29 protein-coding genes and 2 other annotated features are annotated in these 25,073 nt (G+C 37.7%); of the genes, 2 read left to right on the forward strand and 27 right to left on the reverse strand.

Going from position 1 to position 25,073, the window contains the following annotated elements; translation table 11 throughout:
* Nucleotides 1-15: 15 nt before the first annotated feature.
* The gene (locus DCE79_RS12505; RefSeq protein WP_108713371.1) at nt 16-477 is read left to right on the forward strand and encodes a GNAT family N-acetyltransferase; all 462 of its coding nucleotides are present in this window, start codon (nt 16-18) and stop codon (nt 475-477) included.
* A 48-nt stretch (nt 478-525) separates the two neighbouring features.
* On the opposite strand, the gene DCE79_RS12510 is transcribed toward DCE79_RS12505, so the two are convergent.
* From DCE79_RS12510 to DCE79_RS12610, 21 genes are all read right to left on the reverse strand, one after another.
* Nucleotides 526-918 (reverse strand): thiol-disulfide oxidoreductase DCC family protein, encoded by a 393-nt coding sequence (locus DCE79_RS12510; RefSeq protein WP_108713372.1) that lies wholly within the window; start codon nt 916-918, stop codon nt 526-528.
* An 11-nt stretch (nt 919-929) separates the two neighbouring features.
* A complete protein-coding gene (gene pheA / locus DCE79_RS12515; RefSeq protein ID WP_108713373.1) occupies nt 930-1,802 on the reverse strand; it encodes a prephenate dehydratase in 873 nt (290 codons plus the stop codon).
* A gap of 110 nt (nt 1,803-1,912) precedes the next feature.
* Nucleotides 1,913-2,368 carry an ACT domain-containing protein gene (locus DCE79_RS12520; protein WP_108713374.1) on the reverse strand — a complete coding sequence of 152 codons (456 nt, stop codon included), beginning with the start codon at nt 2,366-2,368 and terminating at the stop codon, nt 1,913-1,915.
* An 18-nt stretch (nt 2,369-2,386) separates the two neighbouring features.
* Nucleotides 2,387-3,676: a GTPase ObgE gene (obgE, locus tag DCE79_RS12525; RefSeq protein WP_108713375.1), complete on the reverse strand. Its 1,290-nt coding sequence runs from the start codon at nt 3,674-3,676 to the stop codon at nt 2,387-2,389.
* Between the two features lie 5 nt (nt 3,677-3,681).
* Nucleotides 3,682-4,206, reverse strand: coding sequence for a Spo0B domain-containing protein (locus DCE79_RS12530; RefSeq protein WP_108713376.1), 525 nt, complete (start codon nt 4,204-4,206; stop codon nt 3,682-3,684).
* A 162-nt stretch (nt 4,207-4,368) separates the two neighbouring features.
* Complete coding sequence (gene rpmA / locus DCE79_RS12535; RefSeq protein ID WP_108713377.1) at nt 4,369-4,665, reverse strand: 50S ribosomal protein L27; 297 nt, start codon at nt 4,663-4,665, stop codon at nt 4,369-4,371.
* A 13-nt stretch (nt 4,666-4,678) separates the two neighbouring features.
* Nucleotides 4,679-5,020: a ribosomal-processing cysteine protease Prp gene (locus DCE79_RS12540; protein ID WP_108713378.1), complete on the reverse strand. Its 342-nt coding sequence runs from the start codon at nt 5,018-5,020 to the stop codon at nt 4,679-4,681.
* Between the two features lie 15 nt (nt 5,021-5,035).
* Nucleotides 5,036-5,344: a 50S ribosomal protein L21 gene (rplU, locus tag DCE79_RS12545; protein ID WP_108713379.1), complete on the reverse strand. Its 309-nt coding sequence runs from the start codon at nt 5,342-5,344 to the stop codon at nt 5,036-5,038.
* Nucleotides 5,345-5,358: 14 nt separating this feature from the next.
* Nucleotides 5,359-5,437 (reverse strand) — a sequence feature (ribosomal protein L21 leader region).
* 45 nt (nt 5,438-5,482) lie between these two features.
* Nucleotides 5,483-6,094, reverse strand: coding sequence for a site-2 protease family protein (locus DCE79_RS12550; RefSeq protein ID WP_108713380.1), 612 nt, complete (start codon nt 6,092-6,094; stop codon nt 5,483-5,485).
* The gene (locus DCE79_RS12555) at nt 6,091-6,630 is read right to left on the reverse strand and encodes a peptidoglycan DD-metalloendopeptidase family protein (RefSeq protein ID WP_108714495.1); all 540 of its coding nucleotides are present in this window, start codon (nt 6,628-6,630) and stop codon (nt 6,091-6,093) included. Before DCE79_RS12555 ends, DCE79_RS12550 begins: the two co-directional genes overlap by 4 nt.
* Nucleotides 6,631-6,726: 96 nt before the next feature.
* Nucleotides 6,727-7,524: a septum site-determining protein MinD gene (gene minD / locus DCE79_RS12560; protein WP_108714496.1), complete on the reverse strand. Its 798-nt coding sequence runs from the start codon at nt 7,522-7,524 to the stop codon at nt 6,727-6,729.
* 87 nt (nt 7,525-7,611) lie between these two features.
* Nucleotides 7,612-8,280: a septum site-determining protein MinC gene (locus tag DCE79_RS12565; protein ID WP_108713381.1), complete on the reverse strand. Its 669-nt coding sequence runs from the start codon at nt 8,278-8,280 to the stop codon at nt 7,612-7,614.
* A gap of 37 nt (nt 8,281-8,317) precedes the next feature.
* Nucleotides 8,318-8,836, reverse strand: a complete 519-nt coding sequence (gene mreD, locus DCE79_RS12570; RefSeq protein WP_108713382.1) for a rod shape-determining protein MreD — start codon at nt 8,834-8,836, stop codon at nt 8,318-8,320.
* Nucleotides 8,836-9,756 (reverse strand): rod shape-determining protein MreC, encoded by a 921-nt coding sequence (gene mreC / locus DCE79_RS12575; protein WP_108713383.1) that lies wholly within the window; start codon nt 9,754-9,756, stop codon nt 8,836-8,838. Before mreC ends, mreD begins: the two co-directional genes overlap by 1 nt.
* Nucleotides 9,757-9,772: 16 nt before the next feature.
* Nucleotides 9,773-10,789 (reverse strand): rod shape-determining protein, encoded by a 1,017-nt coding sequence (locus tag DCE79_RS12580; protein WP_108713384.1) that lies wholly within the window; start codon nt 10,787-10,789, stop codon nt 9,773-9,775.
* A gap of 440 nt (nt 10,790-11,229) precedes the next feature.
* Nucleotides 11,230-11,934, reverse strand: a complete 705-nt coding sequence (gene radC, locus DCE79_RS12585) for a RadC family protein (RefSeq protein WP_108713385.1) — start codon at nt 11,932-11,934, stop codon at nt 11,230-11,232.
* A gap of 5 nt (nt 11,935-11,939) precedes the next feature.
* Complete coding sequence (locus DCE79_RS12590) at nt 11,940-12,533, reverse strand: Maf family protein (RefSeq protein WP_108713386.1); 594 nt, start codon at nt 12,531-12,533, stop codon at nt 11,940-11,942.
* A 103-nt stretch (nt 12,534-12,636) separates the two neighbouring features.
* Entirely contained in the window at nt 12,637-13,248 is a 612-nt protein-coding gene (locus tag DCE79_RS12595) for a translation initiation factor 2 (RefSeq protein WP_108713387.1), read from the reverse strand.
* 183 nt (nt 13,249-13,431) lie between these two features.
* A complete protein-coding gene (locus DCE79_RS12600) occupies nt 13,432-14,691 on the reverse strand; it encodes a bifunctional folylpolyglutamate synthase/dihydrofolate synthase (protein ID WP_108713388.1) in 1,260 nt (419 codons plus the stop codon).
* Complete coding sequence (locus DCE79_RS12605) at nt 14,692-15,960, reverse strand: bifunctional folylpolyglutamate synthase/dihydrofolate synthase (RefSeq protein WP_108713389.1); 1,269 nt, start codon at nt 15,958-15,960, stop codon at nt 14,692-14,694.
* A 144-nt stretch (nt 15,961-16,104) separates the two neighbouring features.
* A complete protein-coding gene (locus DCE79_RS12610; RefSeq protein WP_108713390.1) occupies nt 16,105-18,747 on the reverse strand; it encodes a valine--tRNA ligase in 2,643 nt (880 codons plus the stop codon).
* 54 nt (nt 18,748-18,801) lie between these two features.
* Nucleotides 18,802-19,185 (reverse strand) — a binding site (T-box leader).
* Nucleotides 19,186-19,310: 125 nt separating this feature from the next.
* Here DCE79_RS12610 and DCE79_RS12615 point away from each other — a divergent pair.
* Complete coding sequence (locus DCE79_RS12615) at nt 19,311-19,502, forward strand: hypothetical protein (protein WP_108713391.1); 192 nt, start codon at nt 19,311-19,313, stop codon at nt 19,500-19,502.
* Between the two features lie 58 nt (nt 19,503-19,560).
* Here the strand turns inward: DCE79_RS12615 and DCE79_RS12620 are convergent, their stop codons facing one another.
* The 6 genes from DCE79_RS12620 to ccsA all read right to left on the reverse strand — a co-directional run bounded on the left by DCE79_RS12620 (nt 19,561) and on the right by ccsA (nt 25,056).
* Entirely contained in the window at nt 19,561-20,214 is a 654-nt protein-coding gene (locus tag DCE79_RS12620; RefSeq protein ID WP_108713392.1) for an alanine racemase, read from the reverse strand.
* Between the two features lie 62 nt (nt 20,215-20,276).
* Complete coding sequence (gene hemL, locus DCE79_RS12625) at nt 20,277-21,566, reverse strand: glutamate-1-semialdehyde 2,1-aminomutase (protein WP_108713393.1); 1,290 nt, start codon at nt 21,564-21,566, stop codon at nt 20,277-20,279.
* Between the two features lies 1 nt (nt 21,567).
* Nucleotides 21,568-22,548, reverse strand: a complete 981-nt coding sequence (gene hemB, locus DCE79_RS12630) for a porphobilinogen synthase (RefSeq protein WP_108713394.1) — start codon at nt 22,546-22,548, stop codon at nt 21,568-21,570.
* On the reverse strand, nt 22,545-23,288 hold the full coding sequence (locus DCE79_RS12635; RefSeq protein WP_108713395.1) for a uroporphyrinogen-III synthase: 744 nt from the start codon (nt 23,286-23,288) through the stop codon (nt 22,545-22,547). The genes hemB and DCE79_RS12635 overlap by 4 nt, the downstream gene beginning before the upstream one ends.
* Complete coding sequence (hemC, locus tag DCE79_RS12640) at nt 23,278-24,210, reverse strand: hydroxymethylbilane synthase (RefSeq protein ID WP_108713396.1); 933 nt, start codon at nt 24,208-24,210, stop codon at nt 23,278-23,280. Before hemC ends, DCE79_RS12635 begins: the two co-directional genes overlap by 11 nt.
* Before the next feature lie 18 nt (nt 24,211-24,228).
* A complete protein-coding gene (gene ccsA / locus DCE79_RS12645) occupies nt 24,229-25,056 on the reverse strand; it encodes a cytochrome c biogenesis protein CcsA (protein ID WP_108713397.1) in 828 nt (275 codons plus the stop codon).
* Between the last annotated feature and the right edge of the window lie 17 nt (nt 25,057-25,073).

The raw sequence follows: 25,073 nt of genomic DNA on the forward strand, positions 1-25,073 counted from the left end.
TAAGGAGTGACCTACATGCAATATTCAATAATAAATGACGTTCATACAAATCTTAAAATTCAACTAAGCGCTTTCGCGGAATATCAAGATGATCTCCATCCTTCAAGTGCTTTAGATGAAACGATTGGGCAAATTAAACAAGAGCTACTAAGTGGTTCCCAAATATTAATAGGCACTATAAATGAGCAGCCTGTAGCTACCGTTCGCTTTCAAATTCAGGAACAAGCATTATATTTTTATCGCCAATCCGTTTTACCCAAAGAGCAGGGTAATGGCTATGCGAAAAAATTAGTAGCCGCTCTTGAAAACTATGCAAAGAAACAAAATCTAAATGAAGTGCAATGTAAAGTGCGTTATAGTGTCCCACGTAATCTATATTTATATGCATCTCTCGATTATGAAATTATTGATGAGTTTGATGTCATCAAATCCTGTGGTGCTTCAATTAAAACCGTGACAATGGCGAAAAAATTATAAAAATAGAGGTGAATCAAAAGCACAAGCTTCTGACTCACCTTTTAGTCTTTATGATAAAAATCGATTCTTTTGTTCGGCTGTTGGCAGCATGCACTGCTCTTTCTTTCCAAACCATTTATAGCGATTTTTCGCAATCCATTTGTATATCACATCTCGTATAGGTTTAGGAACAAAGATTGCTATAGATAGCCATTTCCATAATCCCGTTAACTTGCGTGCAATTTTTAATGCTGCAGTTGATTCCGTAAAAAATTGTCCATCTTCAATCAATACGATACTTTCCGTATTTTTTGGTACGTTATATTTTTCTAATAACGCGATTCCTGCATCACTTTGAAGCGAAGCAAATTGAAAAATTCCTTTTGGATCACGCTTTAAAATAAACTGCACGCTAAAATCACATAAATTACATTCCCCATCAAAAAGTATAACTGGACTCACGCTTATTCACCTCATTCTGGTGTAACGTATGTAAAGTAAGTGCCGAGTGATTTGACCTGACAACCAAGTGCTGTTAATTCTTCCATCGCACCTTTCATCATCGGTACTTCTTCATCTGCAAGTATATCAATAATAAAGAAATAATTCCCTAAACCTGTTTTTAGAGGACGCGATTCAATTTTACTTAAATTCAATTTACGCCACGCAAAGACTGATAACACTTGGTGAAGAGCCCCTGAAACATCTGTCGGTAATGTTAGCATAAAAGTCGTTTTTGGCTGTGCCTGTAGTGGTACAAGGCCATGACGGATGTTATGTTTTGATAATACGAAGAAGCGCGTATGATTGAAATGGAAATCATGAATATTCTCACGAGCAATATGTAAGCCGTATTTTTCAGCCGCTGAAGCGTTCGCAACTGCTGCAATACAACGATCTTCGGTATTCGAAACAAACTCTGCTGCTGCTGCAGTTGATGCATATGGTGTTTGTTTCACATTCATATGATTGTAGTACAAATATTTATGACATTGTGCCAGTGCATGTGGATGAGAATAGATTTCTTCTAATCCTTCTAAATCATCCGCATATTTTTTATTAACAAGCAAATGCTGTTGAATTTTAGACATCACTTCTGCGGTTACAAATAGATTGGCTTCATGATACAAATAGTCTACTGTTAGTGGAACTGAACCCTCAAGCGCATTTTCTACAGGTACAACTGCAAGCTCCACTTTCCCTTCTGATACGGCTTCAATACATTCTGGAATTGATTTATACGGAACATGCCAATCGTTTGGGAACAGGCCTTTCGTCGCTAAATAGGTAAAAGAAGCTTCCGGACCTAAATAAGCTATTCGTTTTTCCCACGTATTATTAGACATTATACTACCTCCACTTATCAAGTTCTAAATTTTCAGTAAATTAATCGTAAAGAAAGGGCTGTCCCTTAAATATCCCTATAAGACACCCTTGAGACAGCCTTATTCTTTTATTATAGTGCACCCGAGCTAATAACTTCTGCTGATTCAACAAAATCTAGCTGTTTTAAACTTCGAATGAGCTCATCCAAGTCATTAGTCATGCTTGTCACATCAAGTGATAATGTCACATTGGCACGCCCTTGAATTGGAATCGTCTGGTGAATCGTCAACACATTACAATGTGCTTCTGAAACGGTTTCGAGTAGCTTGGCAAGTGTTCCTTTACGATCTTGCAATTGAAGAAAGACCGTTAGTATACGTTCTTGCACAATCGAGTGGAAAGGAAAAACAGCGTCACGATACTTATAAAAAGCGCTTCGAGACAAATCGACCTCTTTCACAGCATCCCATATAGAGGCAACAGTACCATTTTGAAGTAACTGCTTTGCCTCTAACGTTTTTTGCATAGCATCAGTTAATACGTCTTCACGCACTAAATAGTAGCGTTGATTCGCAACGTTTTTCATCGTACTCCCCCTACACCATTAGTCTACAAAGTCGAATTCAAATTCCATCAAGCGAACTGTGTCGCCATTTTCGGCACCACGTTTACGTAACGCTTCATCGACACCCATTGCACGTAATTGACGGGCAAAGCGACGAATACCGTCTTCACGGCTAAAGTCTGTCATTTTGAATAGACGTTCAATTGTATAACCAGAAAGAACGTATGCACCATCATCATCACGAGTAACTTCGAAGTCCCCGCCTTTACCTTCGTGTTTATAAAGAACAACTGCATCTGATTCTTCATCTTCCATATCATTAAGTAAGAAGTTAGGTGTTACTTCTAGTAAGTCAGCGATTTCAAATAATACTGGTTTTAAACCTTGGCGAGATATGGCTGAAACTGGGAAGATTTTAATGTCTTCTCCGATTTTCTTTTTGAACTCGATTAAGTTTTCTTCTGCATTTGGCATGTCCATTTTGTTGGCAACAATAATTTGTGGTCGCTCTAAAAGACGTAAATTGTATTGTTCTAATTCATTGTTAATCGTTACAAAGTCATCATACGGTTCGCGACCTTCTAAACCTGCCATATCGATTACGTGTACGATTACGCGTGTACGCTCGATATGTCGAAGGAATTGCATACCAAGACCTATACCTTGGTGAGCGCCTTCGATTAATCCAGGTAAATCTGCCATTGCAAATGAACGATGATCTTCTGTTTCAACCATACCTAAGTTCGGTACGATTGTTGTGAAGTGATACGCACCAATTTTTGGTTTTGCTGAAGAAACAACTGATAATAATGTTGATTTACCTACAGATGGGAAACCAACTAAACCAACGTCAGCTAATACTTTTAATTCTAAAATAACTTCTAATTCTTCACCTGGTTCGCCTTTTTCTGCAAGCTCTGGTGCTGGATTCGAAGGTGTTGAGAAACGACAGTTACCACGACCACCGCGACCTGCTTTTGCGACAACCGCTTGTTGACCATGTTCTACTAAATCGGCAATTACTGTTTTCGTTTCTGCATTCATTACTACTGTACCTGGTGGAACTTTAACGATTAAATCATCTGCATGACGTCCGTGCATCCCTTTACTCATCCCGTGCTCTCCACGCTCTGCTTTAAAGTGACGTTTGTAACGGAAATCCATTAACGTACGTAATCCTTCTTCAACTTCAAAAATAACGTTACCACCACGGGCACCATCACCACCAGCTGGACCACCATTTGGTACATATTTTTCGCGACGGAAGGCAACCATACCATCTCCACCGTCTCCACCTTTAACGTAAATCTTTACGTGATCGACAAACATTTATTTCACTCCTCATGTATGTGAATGACAAATTTCCAAGACGAATCTGTCTCTTCTATTGTTTCCACATTCAATATATTCTGTTCTGTAGAAAAGCACGATTGTTGCCATTTACCTTTTAAATGAAACGTAATCGTACAATCCTTTTCGTTTGTTTCAATATTCATCTGCAATTGTTGCTCTTCATATGGACTTAGCCCATCATAAACATGAATAATTGTTTTTTCCAAGTATTGAACAATTGCTTCATCATACTCGCTATTTACGGGCGAAAGTACGTGACTTGTCACTTGCATCTGTAAAGCAGGATATCGCCAATTTACTGTTTGAAACCATTCTACCGTCTTTGGTAATTTAAGTCGATTGACATTCGAAAGTATTTTACAATGTTCAGATAATTGTTCAATCACCTTCTTAGCTTCTTCTACTCGTTCTAAATCTAAATTCATTTGAATTAAATGAAGATGGTTTAAATAATCATGATTTGCGTAGCGTAACGCTTCATTGACAGTTAAAGTTGGAACGGTCATTTTTACACACTCCGTTTTACAGTTTCATCACTAGTATAACAAGTTTTTTATCATTTTTCCTTCTATACCTCATACAAATGATGCATAAAATACTATAGGAAAATTTCAATTATCCATCCAAAAAAAAGGACTGCAATAAATGCAGTCCTTTAATTGCAAGAATTATGCTTCTTGAGCTGTTGGGTATACAGATACTTTTTTCTTATCGCGACCATGACGTTCGAATTTAACAACGCCATCAACTTTTGCGAATAATGTATCATCACCACCGCGGCCTACGTTTGTACCTGGGTAAATTTTTGTACCGCGTTGACGGTAAAGAATTGAACCACCAGTAACGAATTGACCATCAGCACGCTTAGCGCCTAAACGTTTAGACTCAGAGTCACGTCCGTTTTTAGTAGAACCTACACCTTTTTTAGATGCGAAGAATTGAAGGTCTAAAGTTAATAATAACATACTGTTCCACCTCCTAGATCATTTTATATTTCAATTCGATATATTCTGAGTAACTGGCTGTCATCGTATAAAACTGTGTAACCATTGTATTCAGAATAACTTGTAATTTTGCGTCTGTTTCAGAATCCAAATCAGCTTGCGGTACAGTTACCTTTAAGTAACCGCCCTGTGGACCTTGCTCGATTTCTGGAGTAATACCAGTAATTTGCGGGATTGCATTTACTGCACCAAAGGCAACAGCAGAAGCACCAGCACAAACTAAATCACGACCATATTCGTCCGACAATGCGTGACCTGAAATTTCAAAGCCATACGATTTACGATTTTCATCGCTATAAATAGTTACTGTAATCATCCGATCACCTCAAAATTAAGCGTTGATAGTTTCAACTACTAATTTAGTATATGGTTGACGGTGACCTTGTTTACGACGGTAGTTCTTTTTCGCTTTAAGTTTGAAAACAGTAATTTTCTTTTGCTTACCTTCTTTAACAACTTTCGCTGTTACAGTAGCGCCAGCAACAGTTGGAGCTCCAACTTTAACTGTTTCTCCACCTACGAATAAAACTTTGTCAAAAGTAACGATTTCGTCAGCAGCCATACCTAGTTTTTCAACATAGATTTCTTGACCTGCTTCAACTTTGATTTGTTTACCACCAGTTTCGATAATTGCGTACATATAAATGCACCTCCTCTTAGACTCAGACTCGCCCGTAATTGCAGGTGACCTCTAGTAGGTACTTAAACCTGTTCAGCGCGGTTGCAGTAGCACGGGTGCTACAAACATTAACATTAAAATACTACCATATCCAACATTTCAAGTCAACCTGTTCATTACAAGTTTTTCAAATGCTGAACGGTATTTCCGATTTCTCCACTCTCCTATTACTTTGCTCCACAAAAAGAGACTTATGACTACTAGGGATAGAGAACGGGGTAGCAAATATAATAGTACGATAATTATTGCGGTAAGTAAATAGAAAGATATGGTTAAATACCTTTCATAGACGATAATTTTTTTATAATGATTTAATAACAGAAAACACAGAATTTTCGCGCCATCTAATGGCCAAATTGGCACTAGATTCACCGCTAATAAAAGGAGTTGTATTTCGATAAATGACGTGCTCAAATTTTCAGGTAACATGCCAGCCATCACTATACCAAAACAAGTTGCTATAGGTCCTCCCAGTGCAATTAGTGTCATTTGGTTGTAGGAAAGCTGTAATTCATTTTTTAATGTTATTTCTCCACCGTAAGGCATGATAATACAGCGCTGGATTTTCGCTCCAACAAGTTTGGCCGCAAGCAAATGGCCTAACTCATGAACCAAAAGCGAAATAATTAAAACACTATAGAGTGCAATATTCCCATAAAGTACAATCAAAAAAAGCAGTAGCATAAAAAGTGGATGAATGCTTAGTTTCATTGATGCTGCTCTTTTAACCACTGTGTTGTTTGTTTTAAATTATAAATCATGCCATCTTTTTCAATTTGAATATACAGATTTCCTTTTTCTTTCGTCGCAATTTGTGCGCCTTTCGAAACTGAAGTATAAGGTAAAACGGCAAATTGGTCGACATAGCCAAATGTTACAGATAAACCATTCTCATAAAGAATGGAAATGGTTTTCCCATTGTATTTTGTATGACCAGTAAAAACGACGAGCCCATCATACAAAGCATTCAAAACAATCGGCTGTTCATAAGTAAGTAAAAACCCTTCGTTATACCGAGCGATTGTTTTATACATTAATAGCTGTTCAATGGATGGATCCGCTGAAACCGTAATTTGTCTATCCTTATTAAAGCTAATGTCCATCAACACCTCACGCATAAACAATAAATCTTCGGAGCTGTAAATCACTTTATTAATGTTGCGTTTCATCGTTAAATCTCCGTACGTGTCACTAATATAAATTGTGACGAATAATACAAACGCGATGAGCCATTTCCATTTTTTCAAGCCCACCATCCCATCTTTTTTCTCTACTATATGTTATCTTCACCAATACAATTCAAAAAAAGAAGCTACCCATGAAATTGGCAGCTTCTTACGAAATTATTTGAAAATAGATTTTAATTTGGCGAACATGCCTTTTGGGTGATCATCCTCTAATGACATTAGTGGAACTGAATCTCCTAAAATACGACGAGCTATATTGCGATAGCCTAGAGATGCTTTGTTGTTTGGATTCATGACAATTGGCTCTCCTTTATTTGAAGAGCTAATGACATCTTCGCTATCCACAACAATACCTAATAAATCAATTGATAAATGCGTTGTTACTTCTGTAATATCCATCGCATCACCCTTAGCCATTAAGCTTTTACGAATACGATTAATGATTAACTTTGGCGGTTCAATGGACTCTTGCTCTAAAAGTCCAATAATACGGTCCGCATCACGCACTGCAGAAATTTCAGGTGTCGTCACGACAATGGCCTTGTCAGCACCTGCTACAGCATTACGGTAGCCTTGCTCAATACCAGCAGGACAGTCAATAAGAACGTAATCAAACTCACGTTTAAGCTCGTCTATTAAAACTTTCATTTGTTCAGGAGATATTGCATTTTTGTCTGTATTTTGAGCAGCTGGTAATAAATACAGACGCTCATCGACACGCTTATCCTTTACTAATGCTTGATGAGTTTTGCAGCGCCCCTCAATAACGTCCACTAAATCATAAATAATACGATTTTCTAAACCTAGAATAACATCTAAATTACGCAGACCTATATCAGTATCGACTAAACAAACTCTCTTACCTTGTAAGGCCAATGCAGTACCAAGATTGGCTGTCGTAGTCGTTTTTCCTACGCCACCTTTTCCTGAAGTTATTACGATTGCTTCTCCCACATTAGCGGCTCCTTCCTTATGTAAGGTAGCATCTTGAGCTATTGTTTCATCAATATTCTTTCCGAATAATAATTCCTCTTCACTCATCTAGCTTCCCCCTTTAAATGTTGATAATTTCGGTCGGATATTTCTTACTTCTTGAATTCTGTCATAACAAATTGCATCATTTTCACCTATATAAGCAAAAATTTGCTCTGTATGTTGCAGGAGGTACTGTGTTTCATTTGTCATCACTTCAACATGATTTGAAATGAGTACATGCGTCGGTTCAAAATGAGAGGCCGAAATAATCGCCGATTCATTGCCATTAACCCCTGCATGAACAATCCCCTTTAATTTTCCAGCAATATGGATGCTACCGCCTGCTTCAATTCGTCCATTTGGATTGACATCACCTAAAATGAGAATATCCCCAGTTGCACGAAGAACTTGTCCAGAACGCACGATTCCAACAAAAGTTTCAGAACGGTTCTCTTCTAAATGTTGCTGACTCTCTTCAATCGTCAGCACATCACTTTGAACATTTTTAACATGCAAATTTTGCTGTTGTTCGACAACCTTCGTTAATTGGACTTTTTGTTCTGGCGTACAGTAACGTTTTCCTAAATGCAATTGTACATCTATTTTACCATCAAGATGACCTTCTGTAACTTTTTTTCCAAGTTCTTCAACTAATTCCGAAAAAGAACATTGGTCATCCAGTCGAAGTACTAATCCATCCTTCGTCCCCTTAATATGGACAAGTTGCCTTTTCATAGCTTTTCAGTCACCTCACGCTACAATTTTGTGAATACTACTGAGCACGTTGAAGCACGCGGGCGCGAATTAAATATTTAAACACCCACCCAAGCATTACTAAAAACAGTAAGTTTGCCAAAATCGTTGGCATAAGTCGATACAATAAAAATGGCTTTAATGCCATTGTAGTAAATTGAATCATATAGAAAAATTCATAAATGGCAAATTCTAAAAAGCTTATTAATAGGATTGCTAAAACTGTCGAAAATAAAAGATGTGGATGAATTCGTTTCATACACCATCCTGCAATAAAACAAACTGCTGGATATAAAAATGTATATAGCCCAATAATATTGATATAAAACACATCAAAACAGAGCCCCAAAATCAAGCCATAAATCATCGCCTTTTTACGGTCATAATAAATAGCTAAAAAGATTAAATATAGGACGACAAAACGAGGGATTAAAAAGTAAGTTCCACCATTAAACTCCATCGGTGAAAACATTGCAAATTCTGATTCTAGTAAAAACAAAATTGCTGCAACTGTCGGAATAAGAATTCGAACGAGCATTACTCTTCCCCCTCAACTTCCTCAGAGACAGTACCATTTGTTAAATCATTATTTGTTGAATTTCCATCTGCTCCATCAATTGCAATCGTCTCACGTTTTGCAATGATTACATTTTCTAGCATGGAAAAGTCTGCTGCCGGCTTCACGTAAGCCATTTTTGTTAAACCAAAATCGTCCGTTGTCACTTCAGTTACTTCACCGATTAAAATGCCTTTCGGGAAAACACCGCCTAAGCCAGATGAAAGAACTTTTTCGCCAACTTTTAAATTTAATTTTGAATCAATGCGCTTTAATAATAATTCGTTACGTTCTTCATCATAACCTTCTATTAAACCATGAATTTCCTCATTATTTTCACCGATTACAAGCGCTGATACACGATAATTTTCATTATTCGTATAAAGCAGTTCAACTTCAGAAGTATAGGGTGTCGCAATAACAATTTTCCCAATCAATCCTCGTGAAGTCATTACAGCCATGTTTTTTTGAACGCCTTGCGCTGTACCTTTATTTAAAATAATTTTTTCTTCCCATTGATCAGGGTTTCTCGCAATGACCGTCGCCTGAATCGGGTCGAAATCGCGCAAACTATCCTCAATCGATGTTAGGTCACGTAATGAAGCATTTTCAGCTTTCAAAGTACTAACCTCAGCTTGTAATACCGCAAAATCTTCAAGGCGCATTTTTAAGCGTTGGTTTTCCTCATACGTATTTAACAGCGAATCAATATTGCTAAAAATACCTGTTATGTAATTTGTTGGCTTTGCAAAAATAGATTGCGCAAAGCCAACTGTATCTTTAATAATTTGCTCGGGTAAAGTTGCGTTATGACGATCACGAAGAGAGAAACCTATCAATGCCACAAGGAAAATTACACTTACTAATAGTACGATTAATTTTTTATTTGTAAAATGTGGCACTGCTAGTCAGTCCTCCTTACTTCACTTGTTGCGCACGAACCAAATCAATGTTATCTAATGCTTTACCAGTTCCAATTGCAACACAGTCTAATGGATTTTCTGCAATAAATACAGGCATTTTTGTTTCATCACTAATAACTTTATCTAAGTTACGTAATAATGCGCCACCGCCTGTTAATACAATACCACGTTCCATAACGTCAGCAGATAATTCTGGTGGTGTTTGTTCTAAAGTTTTCTTAACGCCATCAACAATAGAGGCAATTGCTTCGCTTAATGATTTAGAAATTTCATCAGATGTAATTTCAATTGTTTTTGGTAAGCCTGTTACTAAGTCGCGTCCGCGAATTTCCATCGTTTCAACTGGACCTTCAGCGCGTGCTGTACCAATTTCCATTTTAACAGATTCTGCTGTACGTTCACCAATTGTTAAATTATAAGATTTACGGATGTAAGCGATAATTGAGTGATCCATAGCATCCCCACCAATGCGTACTGATTCACTTGTTACGATACCACCAAGTGAAATAACTGCTACTTCTGTTGTACCGCCACCGATATCAACAACCATAGAACCTGTTGGCTCCCAAACTGGTAAATTTGATCCGATTGCTGCTGCAAATGGTTCTTCAATTGTGAATGCTTCTTTTGCACCCGCTTGGCGAGATGCGTCGATTACTGCGCGTTGTTCTACAGAAGTAATTCCGTATGGTACACAAATCATAACATTTGGTTTTTTCCAGTTAGAACCAGAAACTTTCATTGCTTCTTTTAAATAGTATTGAATCATTACTGTTGTGATTTCGAAGTCAGCGATTACGCCGTCTTTCATTGGACGAATGGCAACAATTGAGCCTGGTGTACGGCCAATCATATTTTTCGCATCGTTACCTACAGCAACAATCTCCCCAGTTTTCGTATTTTTCGCTACCACTGATGGTTCGCGTAAAACAATTCCTTTTCCTTTAACAAATACTAATGTATTAGCTGTGCCAAGATCGATCCCGACATCTTTATTCCCTAATCCAAACAAATTAAGTACTCCCTTTCTATTAAAACAATTCTTTTATTTATGATGTTGCTAAAATCATACGCTCTATTATAACGAATTACATCAAAAAATTATAGTGTCACATGCTACATATCCCGACTTTTGTCGAATGTTTTTTTATATAAACACTACTTTTCTATTGTATTTCTATTTTCGCTTTGAAACAAATAAAATTAATATGTAAGATTTAACAAAATAACCACAGTGACATGACGAATATAACAAATAAAAGTTGCATCCCCTATAAAATCTACTATTTCAAACAAATAGATAATAAAAATGTCGAATTACGTTCAATTGTATAATTTTCAAAATTAACATTCTTAGCAGTATAATTTCATTTTCCATACCCTTTTTTAGTTAATCATCAACCAAAAATAGAAAACTACCTAAAAGTTAAGTACTTTTAGGTAGTTTTCAATTTAAAAATAACCCTTTTCCTTCATGCTTATAAATTGATGGTCTCCAATTATTACATGATCAAGTAAATCCACACCTACAATTTTTCCAGCTTCATATAAACGATTTGTCACATCAATATCTTCCGGACTTGGCGTTGGTACACCACTTGGATGATTATGAGAACAGATTAACGAAGCAGCTGAACGTTTGACAGCTTCTCGAAAAATTTCTCTTGGATGGACGATACTGGCATTTAAACTTCCTACAAATATCGTTTGTTTGTGAATTACTTGATTTTTAACATTTAAAAACAAACATACGAAATGTTCTTGTTGTAAGGATGTCATATCCTGCATTAAGTAAGAAGCAGCATCTTCAGGAGAACGAATCGTATAGCGTTCTTCTAAATCTTTTGAAGCTAAACGACGACCCAACTCTATCGATGCAAGTAATAATACTGCTTTCGCTTCACCGATTCCTTTTATATCAGTCATTTCCTCTAATGTCGCATGCTTTAAATTATGCAGCTTTTCAAAATTAAGGAGCACACGATTAGCAACTGTTAATACCGATTCCTTTTTCGTACCTGTCCCAAGTAAAATCGCAATTAACTCCTGATTCGATAAGCTTTTTGCCCCTTGTCGAATCAATCGTTCACGTGGTCGATCCGCTTCATGTACATCATTAATTTTCATATTAATTACTGGTGTTATAGACAATACCATCACTCCTAAAATGTTAGTTTTAGTAAGTGTAAAGTAAGCAATTTTTGTACGAGTGTCGCAATCGGTAAGCCGACAACATTATTGTAATCTCCTTCAATTCGGTCTACGAGTAAGGCGCCACTCGTTTGAATCCCGTACCCGCCTGCTTTATCAAATGGATCTCCCGTGTTGACATAAGCTTCAATCATCTCTTTAGATATGTCCTTAAATACGACGTTGGTTATTTCGACAAAAGTCGTTTCGGTTCCGTCTAATTCGATAATGGCCACAGCTGTCATTACTTGATGGCGGTTATTTGAAAGTTGCATTAAATGTTGTACTGCTTCGTCATGTGATTTTGGTTTGTGTAAAATTTGATTATTAAAAACGACAATCGTATCTGCTCCGATGACTAGTTTATTCGGGCATTTTTTCGCGACATTACGTGTTTTTAATAGGGCCACTTCTTTCACATATTGTTGCATCGTTTCTGCGACAACACTGGTTTCTTCAACATCACTCGTATGTACCGTAAATGGTATCGAAAGCAGTCCGAGCAATTCCTTTCTTCGTGGCGATGCTGAAGCTAAAATAATTTGTTGATCTGTAGTAAAATTCATTTCCAATCCTCCTATGTCTATAGTAAACGACAAATGGAAATTTGAAAAATGAATTCATTTTGCTAGCCTTTTATAAACTGACATTTGAGCTAAGTTTTCTACGTCAAAATGTCACTTTTAAGCAATCTAAATGTTCATAATAATTCATTAGTAAATGCAGTCGAATAACCCCAACGTTCGTAGATAATTTTTGGATTTCCAAAATTTGTTGATTCCAGTTATCAGGCACTACATTTTTAGTATCTTCATTTACAGCAAGGGCTTGTCCTGTGAACCATTTCTCATCTTTCAGTAAGCTAGGTAACTGTAACTCGGCATGCTTTGGACAGCTACTTGTTAATGTCATTTGTTTATAAAAAGAGTTCGGGGTTGTTACATTTGCCCCTGCAACTTTTTCTAAATCTAACTGAGACCATACATAATAGCTCCCATCTACTTCAAAAATTGCCGACTTATTTAACGCGGGATAGCTTGATAAAAATTGAGCCGCACTATCAAAATTTGAAAAAACACCAAATTGCAATGCATAAAACGCTTGGGAAACTTTTTCCTGCTCAACCGGTATTTGAGAAGTTGGTACAAGTTCCTCTTGTTGTTCCTGTGTAGGAAGTTGTAGTAATAAAATAAATGCGAATACCCCGACTAGTCCTGTTAATGAACCGAAAAATACCGCCTGTATAACAGAATTATTTTTTATCGTACGAAAAATGGGCATAAACTCACCTCTTTTTAAACACACTTTATCAAATAAAACCAAAAAAAAGGGGAGACTAGTGTCGTCTCACCTTAAAAAGTTTTCGTGCTAATTTCTCATCAATTGACAAATTACTCTTAAAAAATGGCCCCTCGATTTCTTTTCGCCTATTATGCAGTAAATAATCCTATGAAAGCCATTATATTAAGATTGATTTTCCCGTATATTTTGACGAATCTCACTTAATAAATAGAGCGAGCCCGTTACAATTCTCACCGTATTTCCACCTGGTGACTGTTGTAACATAGTCAAAACATCTTGAATAATGGTCTTTTCTTTTGCTTTACTTAATTCAAAAATAGTTTTAGCAGGCATTGCACGATCATTTGTTATATCAACAAAATAAAACGCGTCCCCTACTTCCTCTAGTATCGAAAGGACCGTTGCAACATCTTTATCCGCTAAAATACCTAACACAAATTCAATTTTCTTTGTTGGGAAATACTGTTTAATCGTATCTACCAGTGTACGAATGCTCGCTGGATTGTGTGCACCATCAAAATAGACATTCGGTAAAACCTGTTCAAAGCGACCAGCTAAATGTGCGTGTTGAACCGCATGTTGAATTTTTTCAATTGAAATTGATAACGCAAAAACTTTTGCCACTTGTAAAAAAGCAGTAATTGCCAATGCCATATTGCTTCCTTGATGTGCACCTAAAAACTGACGTTGCAAGTTTGCAATCGTTAACGGGTAACAATTATTTTCATATGTCTCACCCGTTTCACCTAATAGAACCGTGAACTGCTTACCGAATTCGAATAATGGCGCCTCTTTTTCAATCGCTTCAGCCTTAACAACGACTAATGCTTCTTCGGGTAATCTGCCAATTACAACTGGTTTTCCTTGTTTAATAATACCCGCTTTATGCCCCGCGATACTCGTTAATGTATTGCCTAAAAATTTCGTATGCTCTAACGCAATACTTGGAATAACCGATACAATCGGATTGACGACATTCGTGCTATCTTCACGACCTCCCATGCCCGTTTCTACTAGCACAAGATCTACTTTTTGTTGCTTAAAAAATAGAAATGTTGCAGTGGTTAACAACTCAAAATCAGTTAACTTTCCACTCAGTCCTGCCTGTGCTAATTGACCAAACACATCATCCATTTGTGCTTTTGAAATCGGTTGACCGTCAATTTGAATTTGATCATGTACATCGACAATACATGGTGACATAAATTTGCCGACAGATAGTCCGTGCGCTCGTGCTATAAATTCAACAAATGTTAACGTCGAGCCTTTACCATTCGTCCCTGCAAAATGGACCACCTGTAAATCATTTTGCGGATTGTTTAACGCTGTTAATGCTTCTTGAATCGCAGATAACCCTGGTTTGATCGAGTGGTCACTTTTCACATGCCAGCGTTCCTTATACGTATCGAGTAATGGAATCATTTACAGCCACCCCTTTTTCACAAATGCTCCGCGCACCTCTGCAATAAAATACAACGAGCCTGTAATGATTAATAGTTCATCCTCTGCTAAACCATCCATTTGCTCAGCCACAAGCTCTTTCCAATTGGTATGCGCACTTTTTTTCACATGTGTGCTTTGTGACATCAATTGTTCGGCTTTCGCAGCACGAGGTAAATCAATTTGAGTAAAGTGCATCTCATTGGCTACTTTATCCATCATTTCGATGCTCACTGCATGGTCCTTATCCTGCAAGGCCGCATAAATAAATTTATATTTTTTCTTTGGCGCTATTAATTTTAAAGCTGCGATTAATGCAGTTGTACCTTCTGAATTGTGTGCGCCGTCTAAAATAATATTCGTTCCAACGCGCTCAAAACGGCCATCCCATTTCGCACGCTTTAATGCGTCTTTTACTTTTAGCATATCCAAACGACCTAAAAATAAATTAGCTGCAGTAATTGCTAAGGCCGCATTGTCGATTTGATGTTCACCTACCATTGCAAGCTCAACTTCATCTAGTTTCACAATTGCTTCATAGTTAAATTGCTGCGTAGCTGTTCGTTCTACCTTTATTTGTTCATTAAGCGTATAAATAGCTGCATTTTTTTTTGCTGCTACTTGTTGAATAACGTCCAATGCCTCTTTATTTTTCACTCCAACAACAACTGGTTTTCCACTTTTAATAATACCTGCTTTTTCAAACGCAATTTTCGCATACGTATCCCCGAGCATATCGGTATGCTCTAATGAGATGGTTGTAATAACGGAAACTTCAGGTGTGATGACGTTAGTTGAATCTAATCGTCCACCGATTCCTGCTTCTAAAAGGGCAACATCTAAGTTTTGCTCTGAGAAATATTGAAGCGCAATGAGCGTTACGACTTCAAAAAAGCTTGGAAATTTTCCGTCCAATTTTTGTTCAATTATCGCCGCAATTTCATTGGTAATTCTTAAAAAATCGGAATCGGAAATTTGCTGTTTATTAATCGTTATTCGTTCATTCGCACGTTCTAAATGTGGTGAGATAAATGCACCAACTTGAAGTCCATGATTCATTAAAATTTCACGCGTTGCATTTAATGTCGAGCCTTTACCATTTGAACCTGCAAAATGAATAAATTTTATTTTCTTTTCTGGGTTACCTAATTGCTCTAAAATGATACGCGCAGATTGTAGTGGTTCCCCTTTATATTGACTCGCTTTTAATTTAAAAATAAACTCCGTGCATTGTTCCATCGTTTGAAACATTTTTTCTCTCTCCCTAATACTGCTGTTCAAAGCATGTCTATGTAATACCCCTTATTATAGCGAAAATATTAGAATAAGAAACATTTAGGTTGTTATTCAAAAAGAAAGAGGCACCCATATTTCGGCACCTCTTCCAAAAATAAATTACATATTTTTTAATTCAGCAATACGTTTTTCAACAGTTGCGAATTTTGCTTCGTAGTCTGCTAATTTTTCGCGTTCTGCTGCTACTAACGCTTCTGGCGCTTTTGCAACGAATCGTTCATTTGATAGCTTACCTGAAACTAATTTTACTTCTTTCGCCCATTTTTCAAGCTCTTTTTCAAGTCGCGCGATTTCTTCGTCGATATTGATTAAGCCTGCAAGTGGCATAAAGATTTCTGCACCTGAAACAACAGCTGACATAGCTTGTGCTGGCGCTTCGATTGCAGCACCAATTGTTAAACCGTCTGGGTTACAGAATTTTTCGATGTAGCCTTTGTTCGCTTCCAGAACAGATGCAATAGATGAATCTTTTGCTGAAATCGTCATGGCTACTTTTTTGCTCATTGGCGTATTTACTTCTGCACGGATGTTACGTACAGAACGGATAATATCCATTAATAATTGCATATCACTAGCTTCTTCTTCAAAGTTGAAGGCAGGGTTTACAGTTGGCCAAGCCGCTATTGTAATTGATTCACCTTCGTGAGGTAAGTGTTGCCAAATTTCTTCTGTTACAAATGGCATTAATGGATGTAATAAACGCATTGTATTGTCTAATACGTAAGCTAATACTGAGCGAGTTGTTAATTTCGCTGCTTCGTCTTCACCGTATAATGGTAATTTCGCCATTTCGATGTACCAAGAACAGAAGTCATCCCAGATGAAGTTGTAAAGGTGACGACCTACTTCACCGAACTCATATTTATCCGCTAATTCCGTTACATGTTCAATTGTTTCGTTTAAGCGTGTTAAGATCCATTTGTCTGCAGTAGAAAGGTCACCTGTCAAATCGATTTGTTCGAAAGTTAAGCCTTCCATATTCATTAATGCAAAGCGTGATGCGTTCCAAATTTTATTTACAAAGTTCCATGTAGACTCTACTTTTTCAGTTGTGTAACGTAAATCTTGACCTGGAGAAGAACCAGTTGCTAAGAAGTAACGTAATGAATCTGCACCATACTCAGAGATAACATCCATTGGGTCAACACCGTTACCTAGAGATTTAGACATTTTGCGACCTTCTGCATCACGCACTAAACCGTGGATTAATACGTCTTTAAATGGACGTTCGCCCGTGAATTCTTTCCCTTGGAAGATCATGCGGCTAACCCAGAAGAAGATGATGTCATAACCCGTTACTAATGTGTTTGTTGGATAGTAACGTTTGTATAATTCACTTTCTTCGTTTGGCCAATCCATTGTAGAGAACGGCCATAATGCAGATGAGAACCATGTATCTAGTACATCTTCATCTTGCGTCCAGTTTTCTTTATCAGCAGGTGCTTCTTTCCCTACATAAAGTTCGCCTGTTTCGTTGTGATACCAAGCTGGAATTTGGTGACCCCACCATAATTGACGAGAAATACACCAGTCATGGATATTTTCCATCCAACGGTTATATGTGTTTTCGAAACGATTTGGTACGAAGTTTACTTTTTCGTCCTCTTCTGCTTGCATAGCTAACGCTTGTTCAGCAAGTGGTCCCATTTTTACGAACCATTGTTTTGATAGGTAAGGTTCTACTACTGCGTTTGTACGTTCAGAGTGACCTACTTGGTGTACGTGCGGCTCGATTTCAACTAAGATACCAGCTTCTTGTAAGTCGGCAACAATTTGTTTACGGCATTCGAAACGATCCATACCTGCATATTTGCCAGCTAAATCATTCATAGTGCCGTCTTCATTCATCACTAAAATACGTTCTAAGTTATGACGGTTACCTACTTCAAAGTCGTTCGGGTCATGCGCTGGTGTCATCTTAACGATACCTGTACCGAAATCTTTATCCACATAATCATCGGCAACGATTGGAATTTCACGTCCAACAATTGGAAGGATTACTGTTTTACCTACTAAATGTGCATAACGCTCATCGTCTGGGTGTACAGCAACACCAGAGTCACCAAGCATTGTTTCTGGACGCGTTGTTGCAACACGTAACACACCAGAGCCATCTGCAAGTGGGTATTCCATATGGTAGAATGCACCTTCTACTTCTTTGTGGATTACTTCGATGTCAGATAAAGCTGTTTTGGCTGCTGGATCCCAGTTAATAATACGTTCGCCACGGTAGATTAAGCCTTTTTCATATAATTTAACGAAAACTTCTTTTACCGCTGCAGAAAGACCTTCATCTAATGTGAAACGTTCTTTTGAGTAATCTAATGCTAAACCTAATTTAGACCATTGTGAACGAATGTGAGAGGCATATTCACCTTTCCATTCCCATGTTTTCTCTAAGAATTTTTCACGACCTAAGTCGTAACGAGTAATGCCTTCACCGCGTAGTTTTTCTTCTACTTTCGCTTGTGTTGCAATCCCTGCGTGGTCCATACCTGGTAACCATAGCGCATCGTACCCTTGCATGCGTTTCATACGGATTAAAATATCTTGTAATGTTGTATCCCATGCGTGACCAAGGTGTAATTTACCTGTTACGTTTGGTGGTGGGATTACGATTGAATAAGGTTCCTTCTCGCTTTTTGGATCTGCTTCAAAAAATTTACCATTTAACCACCATTCATAGCGGCCGGCTTCTGTTGCTTGTGGATCATACTTTGTTGGCATTGTAATTTCCGTCATGATGAATCTCTCCTTTTTTTTAGAAAATAAAAAAACTCCCGTCGTCTTTTTATAAAAAAGGACGAGGGAGTTAGTTCGCGGTACCACCTTTAATTCCGTCGGGTCAAGTCAAGCGCTCGCATACTTCGTCACTTGCCTCAATCGTCCGCTCATGAACTACATGTTCAATTTGCGTCTTCATTCGGCTTCGTTCCTTGTCTGACAAGCGCTTTCTTTTGACCCTTTATAAGAGTCAAGCGCTCGCATACAAAATATACAGCTTACTATACCTAAACGGCACTTCATTCGATAACGGTGTTTAACCGGAACTTAGCTACTGTATGTTCACTAAGTCAGCTCGTAGGCTACCTTCTGTCAGTACGATGTAGAAACTTTTCAGCTACCGTTTCCTCTCTACACACCATGGTCCAACATACTCTTCCTAGTCTTCACTTCAAAATATATAGTTGCCCCTTATTTTAAGCGGTTTTACATAAAATTTCAAGTGCTACTCTTAAAAGAGATAATTTACACGAACTAAACATACGTTGTTGCATATACTTTTTAAAAGGAGATGATGAGTTTTGCGCAAAGGCTATAATCCTTATTTACTTCCTCCTTGGCTAAGAAAAATACGTTTTTTTATGAAACATTGCATCATCCCAATTACGGTATTTCAAGCGTTACGCACCATTTTTGTTCCGACAACAGGCGATATTTTTTTATTATTCTTTTTAATTGTCATTAGCTACTTGCTGATAGTTGATTTTATTTAATGAAAAGGCCGCCCAAAAAGTTTATCACTTTTTGGGCGGCCTACACGCTACCTTAATTCTACTTATTTCCATTCTTTAATTGTACTTGTACAACACTATACGCTTCCGCTAGCTGTTCAAAAAAATCAACTTCTTCTGTTGTCGTTTCTTTACCCTCTACAACAAATGACTTCACATATTCTAGGTCTACTTCTTCTACAGCAAGTTGCTTAACTTCCAATTCTATCGGTTGTTGCACAATTTCCTCTTCTACCTTCTTTTCTACTACAGGAGCTTCCTGCTTCTCTACTATTACGGCTTCTTTCTTCTCTACTATTACAGCTGCCTTCTTTTCAACTTCACAGCATACTTGCCATGTGCAAGTGCAATTAGTGCCTTTTTCAAAGCTAGCTGCCTGATCCTCTACCCTCATCGTAATTTTCTCAACATCATCACGTGGGAAGTCAATTGAAAATGGTAATGCATATTCGAAATAAGCTTGATCTTGCTCAATATCGAGATGCTCGATAAAAGTACCTTCTATAGCCTTTTCATCTTCAATTGGTATAAAATCAAATTGGACATTCCCTTTGATTACATACACCCCTTTTAAAACAATAGAATCCTCTAGTTCTTCTTGTTGCCAATTTGGTTTTACTGTTAAAGTAGCCCCGGTTACGTTTCCTAGATAGCTTGGAAACGTGAATGCTTCTGTCATTTTCCACTCTAGCATAAAAAAATCCCCTCCCTACGTTTACATTATGCATAGGAAGGAGATTTATGAGTTTCAAGTGATTAGCGTGCTAATTTTTCAAATACAGTGTGGAATGCTTGTACTGTTTTGGCAATATGTGCTTCTGTATGAGCAGTTGAGATGAATAACCCTTCAAATTGTGATGGTGGTAAGAAGATGCCTTCTTCTGCCATTAATTTAAAGTACTCAGCAAATAGCTCTAAATCAGCTGTTTTTGCTGATTCAAAATCCACAACGTCTTCATTTGTGAAGAAGAATCCAATCATTGATCCTGCACGATTTACTGTGTGCGGGATATTAAATTTCGTTGCTGCTGCGCGGAAACCTTGTTCTAATTGGTCACCTAACTTACGGAAATAGGCATATGAATCTTGATCTAAACGAGATAATGTTTCATAACCTGCTGTCATTGCAAGTGGGTTACCTGATAATGTACCCGCTTGATAAATCGGACCCGCTGGCGCAACTTTCTCCATAATTTCACGTTTACCTGCAAATGCACCTACTGGTAGACCGCCACCTATAACTTTACCAAGTGTCGTTAAATCTGGTGTGATTCCGAAATAACCTTGTGCACAGCCATAGTCAACACGGAAGCCTGTCATTACTTCATCAAAGATTAATACCGTACCGTGTTTTTCTGTTAGCTCACGTAAGCCTTTTAAAAACTCTGGTTTTGGTGGTACAACGCCCATATTTCCTGCTACTGGTTCAACGATTACTGCTGCTAATTCATGACCGAATTTTTCAAACACTACTTTTGTAGCTTCTAAATCGTTATAAGCTACTGTTAACGTGTTTTTCGCAATGTCTACTGGAACTCCAGGGGAATCTGGTAAACCAAGTGTCGCAACGCCTGAACCGGCTTTAATTAGTAAAGAGTCTCCATGACCATGGTAAGAACCTTCGAATTTTAGAATCTTATCGCGTCCTGTAAACCCGCGCGCTAAACGTAATGCAGACATTGTTGCTTCTGTACCCGAAGAAACAAAACGAATCATTTCAATACCAGGCACACGCTCCATAACTAATTTTGCAAGTTTATTTTCAGATAGTGATGGTGCACCAAATGAAGTTGCTTTTGCAGCTTGCTCTTGAATTGCTTTTACTACATCAGGATGAGAGTGCCCTAAAATTAAAGGACCCCAAGATAAAACATAATCGATATATTCGTTGCCATCGATGTCTGTTAACATCGCACCTGAACCCGATTCCATGAAGATTGGATCTAAGTTTACTGATTTGAATGCACGAACTGGAGAGTTAACCCCACCTGGCATTAAATCAATCGCTTCAGCAAATGCTGCTTTTGACTTTTCGTAACTACGCATGTTATTTTTCCTCCAACCAACGACAAACGTCTTTTGCATGATAAGTAATAATTAAATCAGAACCCGCACGTTTCATACCAAGTAATGTTTCCAAAACCACTTTTTTCTCATCGATCCAGCCATTAATTGCCGCAGCTTTGACCATTGCATATTCGCCTGATACGTTATACGCAACGATTGGTAATGGGAAGTTGTTTTTCACATCACGAATTATATCTAAGTAGGCTAACGCTGGTTTCACGATTAAGAAATCCGCTCCTTCTTCTACATCAGAAGTTGCTTCGCGAATGGCTTCCATACGGTTTGATGGGTCCATTTGATACGTTTTACGGTCACCAAACTGAGGTGCCCCATCAGCTGCATCACGGAAAGGACCGTAGAAACTTGATGCGTATTTCACCGAGTAAGCCATTACAGGAATATGTTCAAAGCCTGCTGCATCAAGTCCTGCACGAATCGCCGCTACGAAACCGTCCATCATGTTTGATGGTGCGATAATATCAGCGCCTGCTTCTGCTTGAGAAATTGCTGTTTGAGCAAGTAAATTTAATGATTCATCATTTAAAATTTTATCGCCTTCTACAACACCGCAGTGGCCGTGACTAGTAAATTCACAAAGACAAGTATCCGCAACAACTAAAAGCTCTGGATGACGCTCTTTAATTAAACGAGTCGCTTTTTGTACAATACCGTGATCATGGTATGCACCTGAACCCACTTCATCTTTTTCAGCTGGTAAACCAAATAAAATTACTGCTTGAATTCCTAATTCAACAATTTCATCTATTTCTTTGCTTAAGTTATCTAATGAAAATTGGAATACGCCTGGCATTGACGACACTTCATTTTTAATATTTTCGCCTTCAATCACAAATAGTGGATAAATTAAATCCTCTTTGTGTAAGTAAGTTTCTTTTACTAAAGCACGCATCGCTGCACTGTTACGTAAGCGACGGTGACGTTGGAAATAAAGTTCTGTCATTTTGTAGTTTCCTCCAAGATGAGCTGTTCAATGACAGCTTGCATCGTATAAATTTTCGGTTGTACAATGGGCGTCACGCCGTATTTTGCAAGTGCCGCTGTTGTGACATGACCGATTGAAGCACATTTTACGAAGCCCCATTCGACAATTGGTACGATATATTTTGCATACACGTCCACTGCTGACGGACTTGAAAAAAGTACGATAGGTTGTTTTTCTTCTTTTAAACTCTCTCGTAATGGTTGTAAATAGGCTTCACATGTTTTGGTTTCATATACAATCCATTCATCTGCTCCCGTGCCTTCATGAATCGTATTTTTTGCCATACTTCCGCGTAAAAATAAAGCCTTTTCATTATTAGCTAGTGAAAACTCTTTCACAAAAACATCCGCGCTAAAAACAGAAGGCATAAAATGAATACTAAATCCGTGCTGTTTTAATAATGCGGCCGTTTTCTCACCTACAACAGCAATTTTTAACTTTGTTGGTACTTGAACACTGTAGCGCTCACATTTTGCAATAAAACTAATTACCGCATTTTGACTCGTGAAAATTAACCATTGATAATTCGAGAGATTACGTAAATTAGTTTGCTCCTCTTTTGAAACTTTTTCAACTGTTTCAATCAAAGGGTAAGATAAAACTTTGCCTCCATATTGTTCAATCTGTTTAATGACAGACTGAACAACTGAAGAACCCGTTAAAATTAGCGTTTTGCCTGCTAATGGCTTACTCAGCATCTAACTCAGCCTTCACTTTTTGAATTAACTCAAAGGCACCTTGCTCTGTTAATTTTGCAGCGACTGCTTTCCCTAATTCGTCAGCATCATTACCAATTATTGTCTCTTTATATGTCACAGATGCGTCTGGTGCTGCAACTAATCCAGTTAGCGTAATATAATCACCTTCAACTGTAGCATAGCCTGCGATTGGCACTTGGCATCCACCGTCCATTGCCGCTAAGAAAGCACGTTCAGCATGTGCTGAAACCCACGTTTTTGCATCTGTCAATTTGGCAAGTTCAGCAAGTAATTCGGCATCGTCTTCGCGACATTCGATTCCTAAAGAACCTTGTGCTACAGCAGGTAAACAAATATCTGTATCTAAATATTCAGTGACAACATCGTCACTCCAACCAAGACGTTTCAAACCTGCCGCAGCTAAAATAATGGCATCATAGTCTTCTGTTTCTAATTTATTTAAACGTGTATCTACATTACCGCGAATCCATTTAATTTCAAGGTCTGGACGCACTTGTAATAATTGTGCACTACGACGTAATGAGCTTGTTCCTACTACTGCACCTTTAGGTAAATCAGCAAATTTCACATGTCCTTTTGAAATAAATGCATCCCTCGCATCTTCACGTGGAGGAATACAACCAATAACTAAACCTTCTGGTAATACAGCTGGCATGTCTTTCATAGAGTGAACAGCAAAGTCGATTTCTTTATCGTATAACGCTTGTTCGATTTCTTTTACGAAAAGACCTTTACCACCAACTTTTGATAATTGAACGTCTAATATACGGTCGCCTTTTGTGACGATTTCCTTTATTTCGAATTCAAATGGCACGCCTGCAGCTTTTAATTCATTAATAAACCAGTTTGTTTGTGTTAATGCTAATTTACTTTTTCGTGAACCTACAATAATTTTTCTCAAGTTACTCCGACCTTTCTGTTAAACCCATAGATGGAAATTCGATAATTTGCTGCCAAGGAAAAAATTCACGACAACGAGTAAAAATAAATAAATATGTACTCGTGCATAGACAGCACCTAATAATGTTCCTCTACGATGAAGTAGGAAGATTATTAAATATACAACTGATACAACAAACGAGCCCACAATTTTAACATCTAAAATTGAAACTCCTTCAAGCGTTATGGATGCCCACTCAAGCCCTAATATTAAACTAATTAAAAGCAGTGGAATCCCTACTAATGTTGATAAATTAATCCACTTCAACATTAGCTGTAGGCTAGGTAGTCTCGACCATAAATGATTTAGCTTTTTTCGCTTTAAAATACGGTACAAAATTAAATACAATATTGAGAACACAAAGGCAATTGAGAATGCCACATATGAAATAATCGCAAAGCTAATATGAATAACTAGCATTTCCGATATGAGTGATTCCCCTACAATTTGCTCAGCTGTTGACGGTGCAAATAAATGAATCGTCAAAAAGATAAAGCTTAATAAATTTAAACAGACAACTGGTAGATCTACACGAGCAATACAGTGTAGGACGATTGAAAACGTCGTTAACAACCACGCATAAAAGAATACGCCTTCATACAAGGACAATATCGGGAAGCGCTTTGTTTCTATTATAAACAATACTAAAAATAAGTTTTGTAATACCCAAACAATCGAGACGAACCAAAATGCAACACGTCTAAATTTTACATTTTTATATAAATAGTCCGTAAAATAAAGTACGATACTGAGCGCATAGAGAATAATCATGAGCTCATATAGTCTTGCCATTACTATTGTCGTCATATGCACCCTTCCCCTAT

Origin of the sequence: Lysinibacillus sp. 2017 (genome assembly GCF_003073375.1) — a bacterium.
Taxonomy (GTDB): domain Bacteria; phylum Bacillota; class Bacilli; order Bacillales_A; family Planococcaceae; genus Solibacillus.

What these genes read in the sequence shown, in the direction of transcription:
- obgE (WP_108713375.1), bottom strand. Translation starts at nt 3,676, where the DNA reads ATGTTTGTCGATCACGTAAAGATTTACGTTAAAGGTGGAGACGGTGGA.
- mreD (WP_108713382.1), bottom strand. Translation starts at nt 8,836, where the DNA reads ATGCTCGTTCGAATTCTTATTCCGACAGTTGCAGCAATTTTGTTTTTA.
- DCE79_RS12505 (WP_108713371.1), top strand. Translation starts at nt 16, where the DNA reads ATGCAATATTCAATAATAAATGACGTTCATACAAATCTTAAAATTCAA.
- DCE79_RS12595 (WP_108713387.1), bottom strand. Translation starts at nt 13,248, where the DNA reads ATGCCCATTTTTCGTACGATAAAAAATAATTCTGTTATACAGGCGGTA.
- ccsA (WP_108713397.1), bottom strand. Translation starts at nt 25,056, where the DNA reads ATGACGACAATAGTAATGGCAAGACTATATGAGCTCATGATTATTCTC.
- DCE79_RS12610 (WP_108713390.1), bottom strand. Translation starts at nt 18,747, where the DNA reads ATGACGGAAATTACAATGCCAACAAAGTATGATCCACAAGCAACAGAA.
- DCE79_RS12565 (WP_108713381.1), bottom strand. Translation starts at nt 8,280, where the DNA reads ATGAAAAGGCAACTTGTCCATATTAAGGGGACGAAGGATGGATTAGTA.
- rplU (WP_108713379.1), bottom strand. Translation starts at nt 5,344, where the DNA reads ATGTACGCAATTATCGAAACTGGTGGTAAACAAATCAAAGTTGAAGCA.
- hemL (WP_108713393.1), bottom strand. Translation starts at nt 21,566, where the DNA reads ATGCGTAGTTACGAAAAGTCAAAAGCAGCATTTGCTGAAGCGATTGAT.
- rpmA (WP_108713377.1), bottom strand. Translation starts at nt 4,665, where the DNA reads ATGTTATTATTAACTTTAGACCTTCAATTCTTCGCATCTAAAAAAGGT.
- DCE79_RS12550 (WP_108713380.1), bottom strand. Translation starts at nt 6,094, where the DNA reads ATGAAACTAAGCATTCATCCACTTTTTATGCTACTGCTTTTTTTGATT.
- DCE79_RS12540 (WP_108713378.1), bottom strand. Translation starts at nt 5,020, where the DNA reads ATGATTACAGTAACTATTTATAGCGATGAAAATCGTAAATCGTATGGC.
- DCE79_RS12590 (WP_108713386.1), bottom strand. Translation starts at nt 12,533, where the DNA reads ATGAATTTTACTACAGATCAACAAATTATTTTAGCTTCAGCATCGCCA.
- DCE79_RS12620 (WP_108713392.1), bottom strand. Translation starts at nt 20,214, where the DNA reads ATGCTAGAGTGGAAAATGACAGAAGCATTCACGTTTCCAAGCTATCTA.
- DCE79_RS12520 (WP_108713374.1), bottom strand. Translation starts at nt 2,368, where the DNA reads ATGAAAAACGTTGCGAATCAACGCTACTATTTAGTGCGTGAAGACGTA.
- DCE79_RS12530 (WP_108713376.1), bottom strand. Translation starts at nt 4,206, where the DNA reads ATGACCGTTCCAACTTTAACTGTCAATGAAGCGTTACGCTACGCAAAT.
- DCE79_RS12600 (WP_108713388.1), bottom strand. Translation starts at nt 14,691, where the DNA reads ATGATTCCATTACTCGATACGTATAAGGAACGCTGGCATGTGAAAAGT.
- hemB (WP_108713394.1), bottom strand. Translation starts at nt 22,548, where the DNA reads ATGACAGAACTTTATTTCCAACGTCACCGTCGCTTACGTAACAGTGCA.
- DCE79_RS12605 (WP_108713389.1), bottom strand. Translation starts at nt 15,960, where the DNA reads ATGTTTCAAACGATGGAACAATGCACGGAGTTTATTTTTAAATTAAAA.
- DCE79_RS12635 (WP_108713395.1), bottom strand. Translation starts at nt 23,288, where the DNA reads ATGCTGAGTAAGCCATTAGCAGGCAAAACGCTAATTTTAACGGGTTCT.
- radC (WP_108713385.1), bottom strand. Translation starts at nt 11,934, where the DNA reads ATGGTATTGTCTATAACACCAGTAATTAATATGAAAATTAATGATGTA.
- pheA (WP_108713373.1), bottom strand. Translation starts at nt 1,802, where the DNA reads ATGTCTAATAATACGTGGGAAAAACGAATAGCTTATTTAGGTCCGGAA.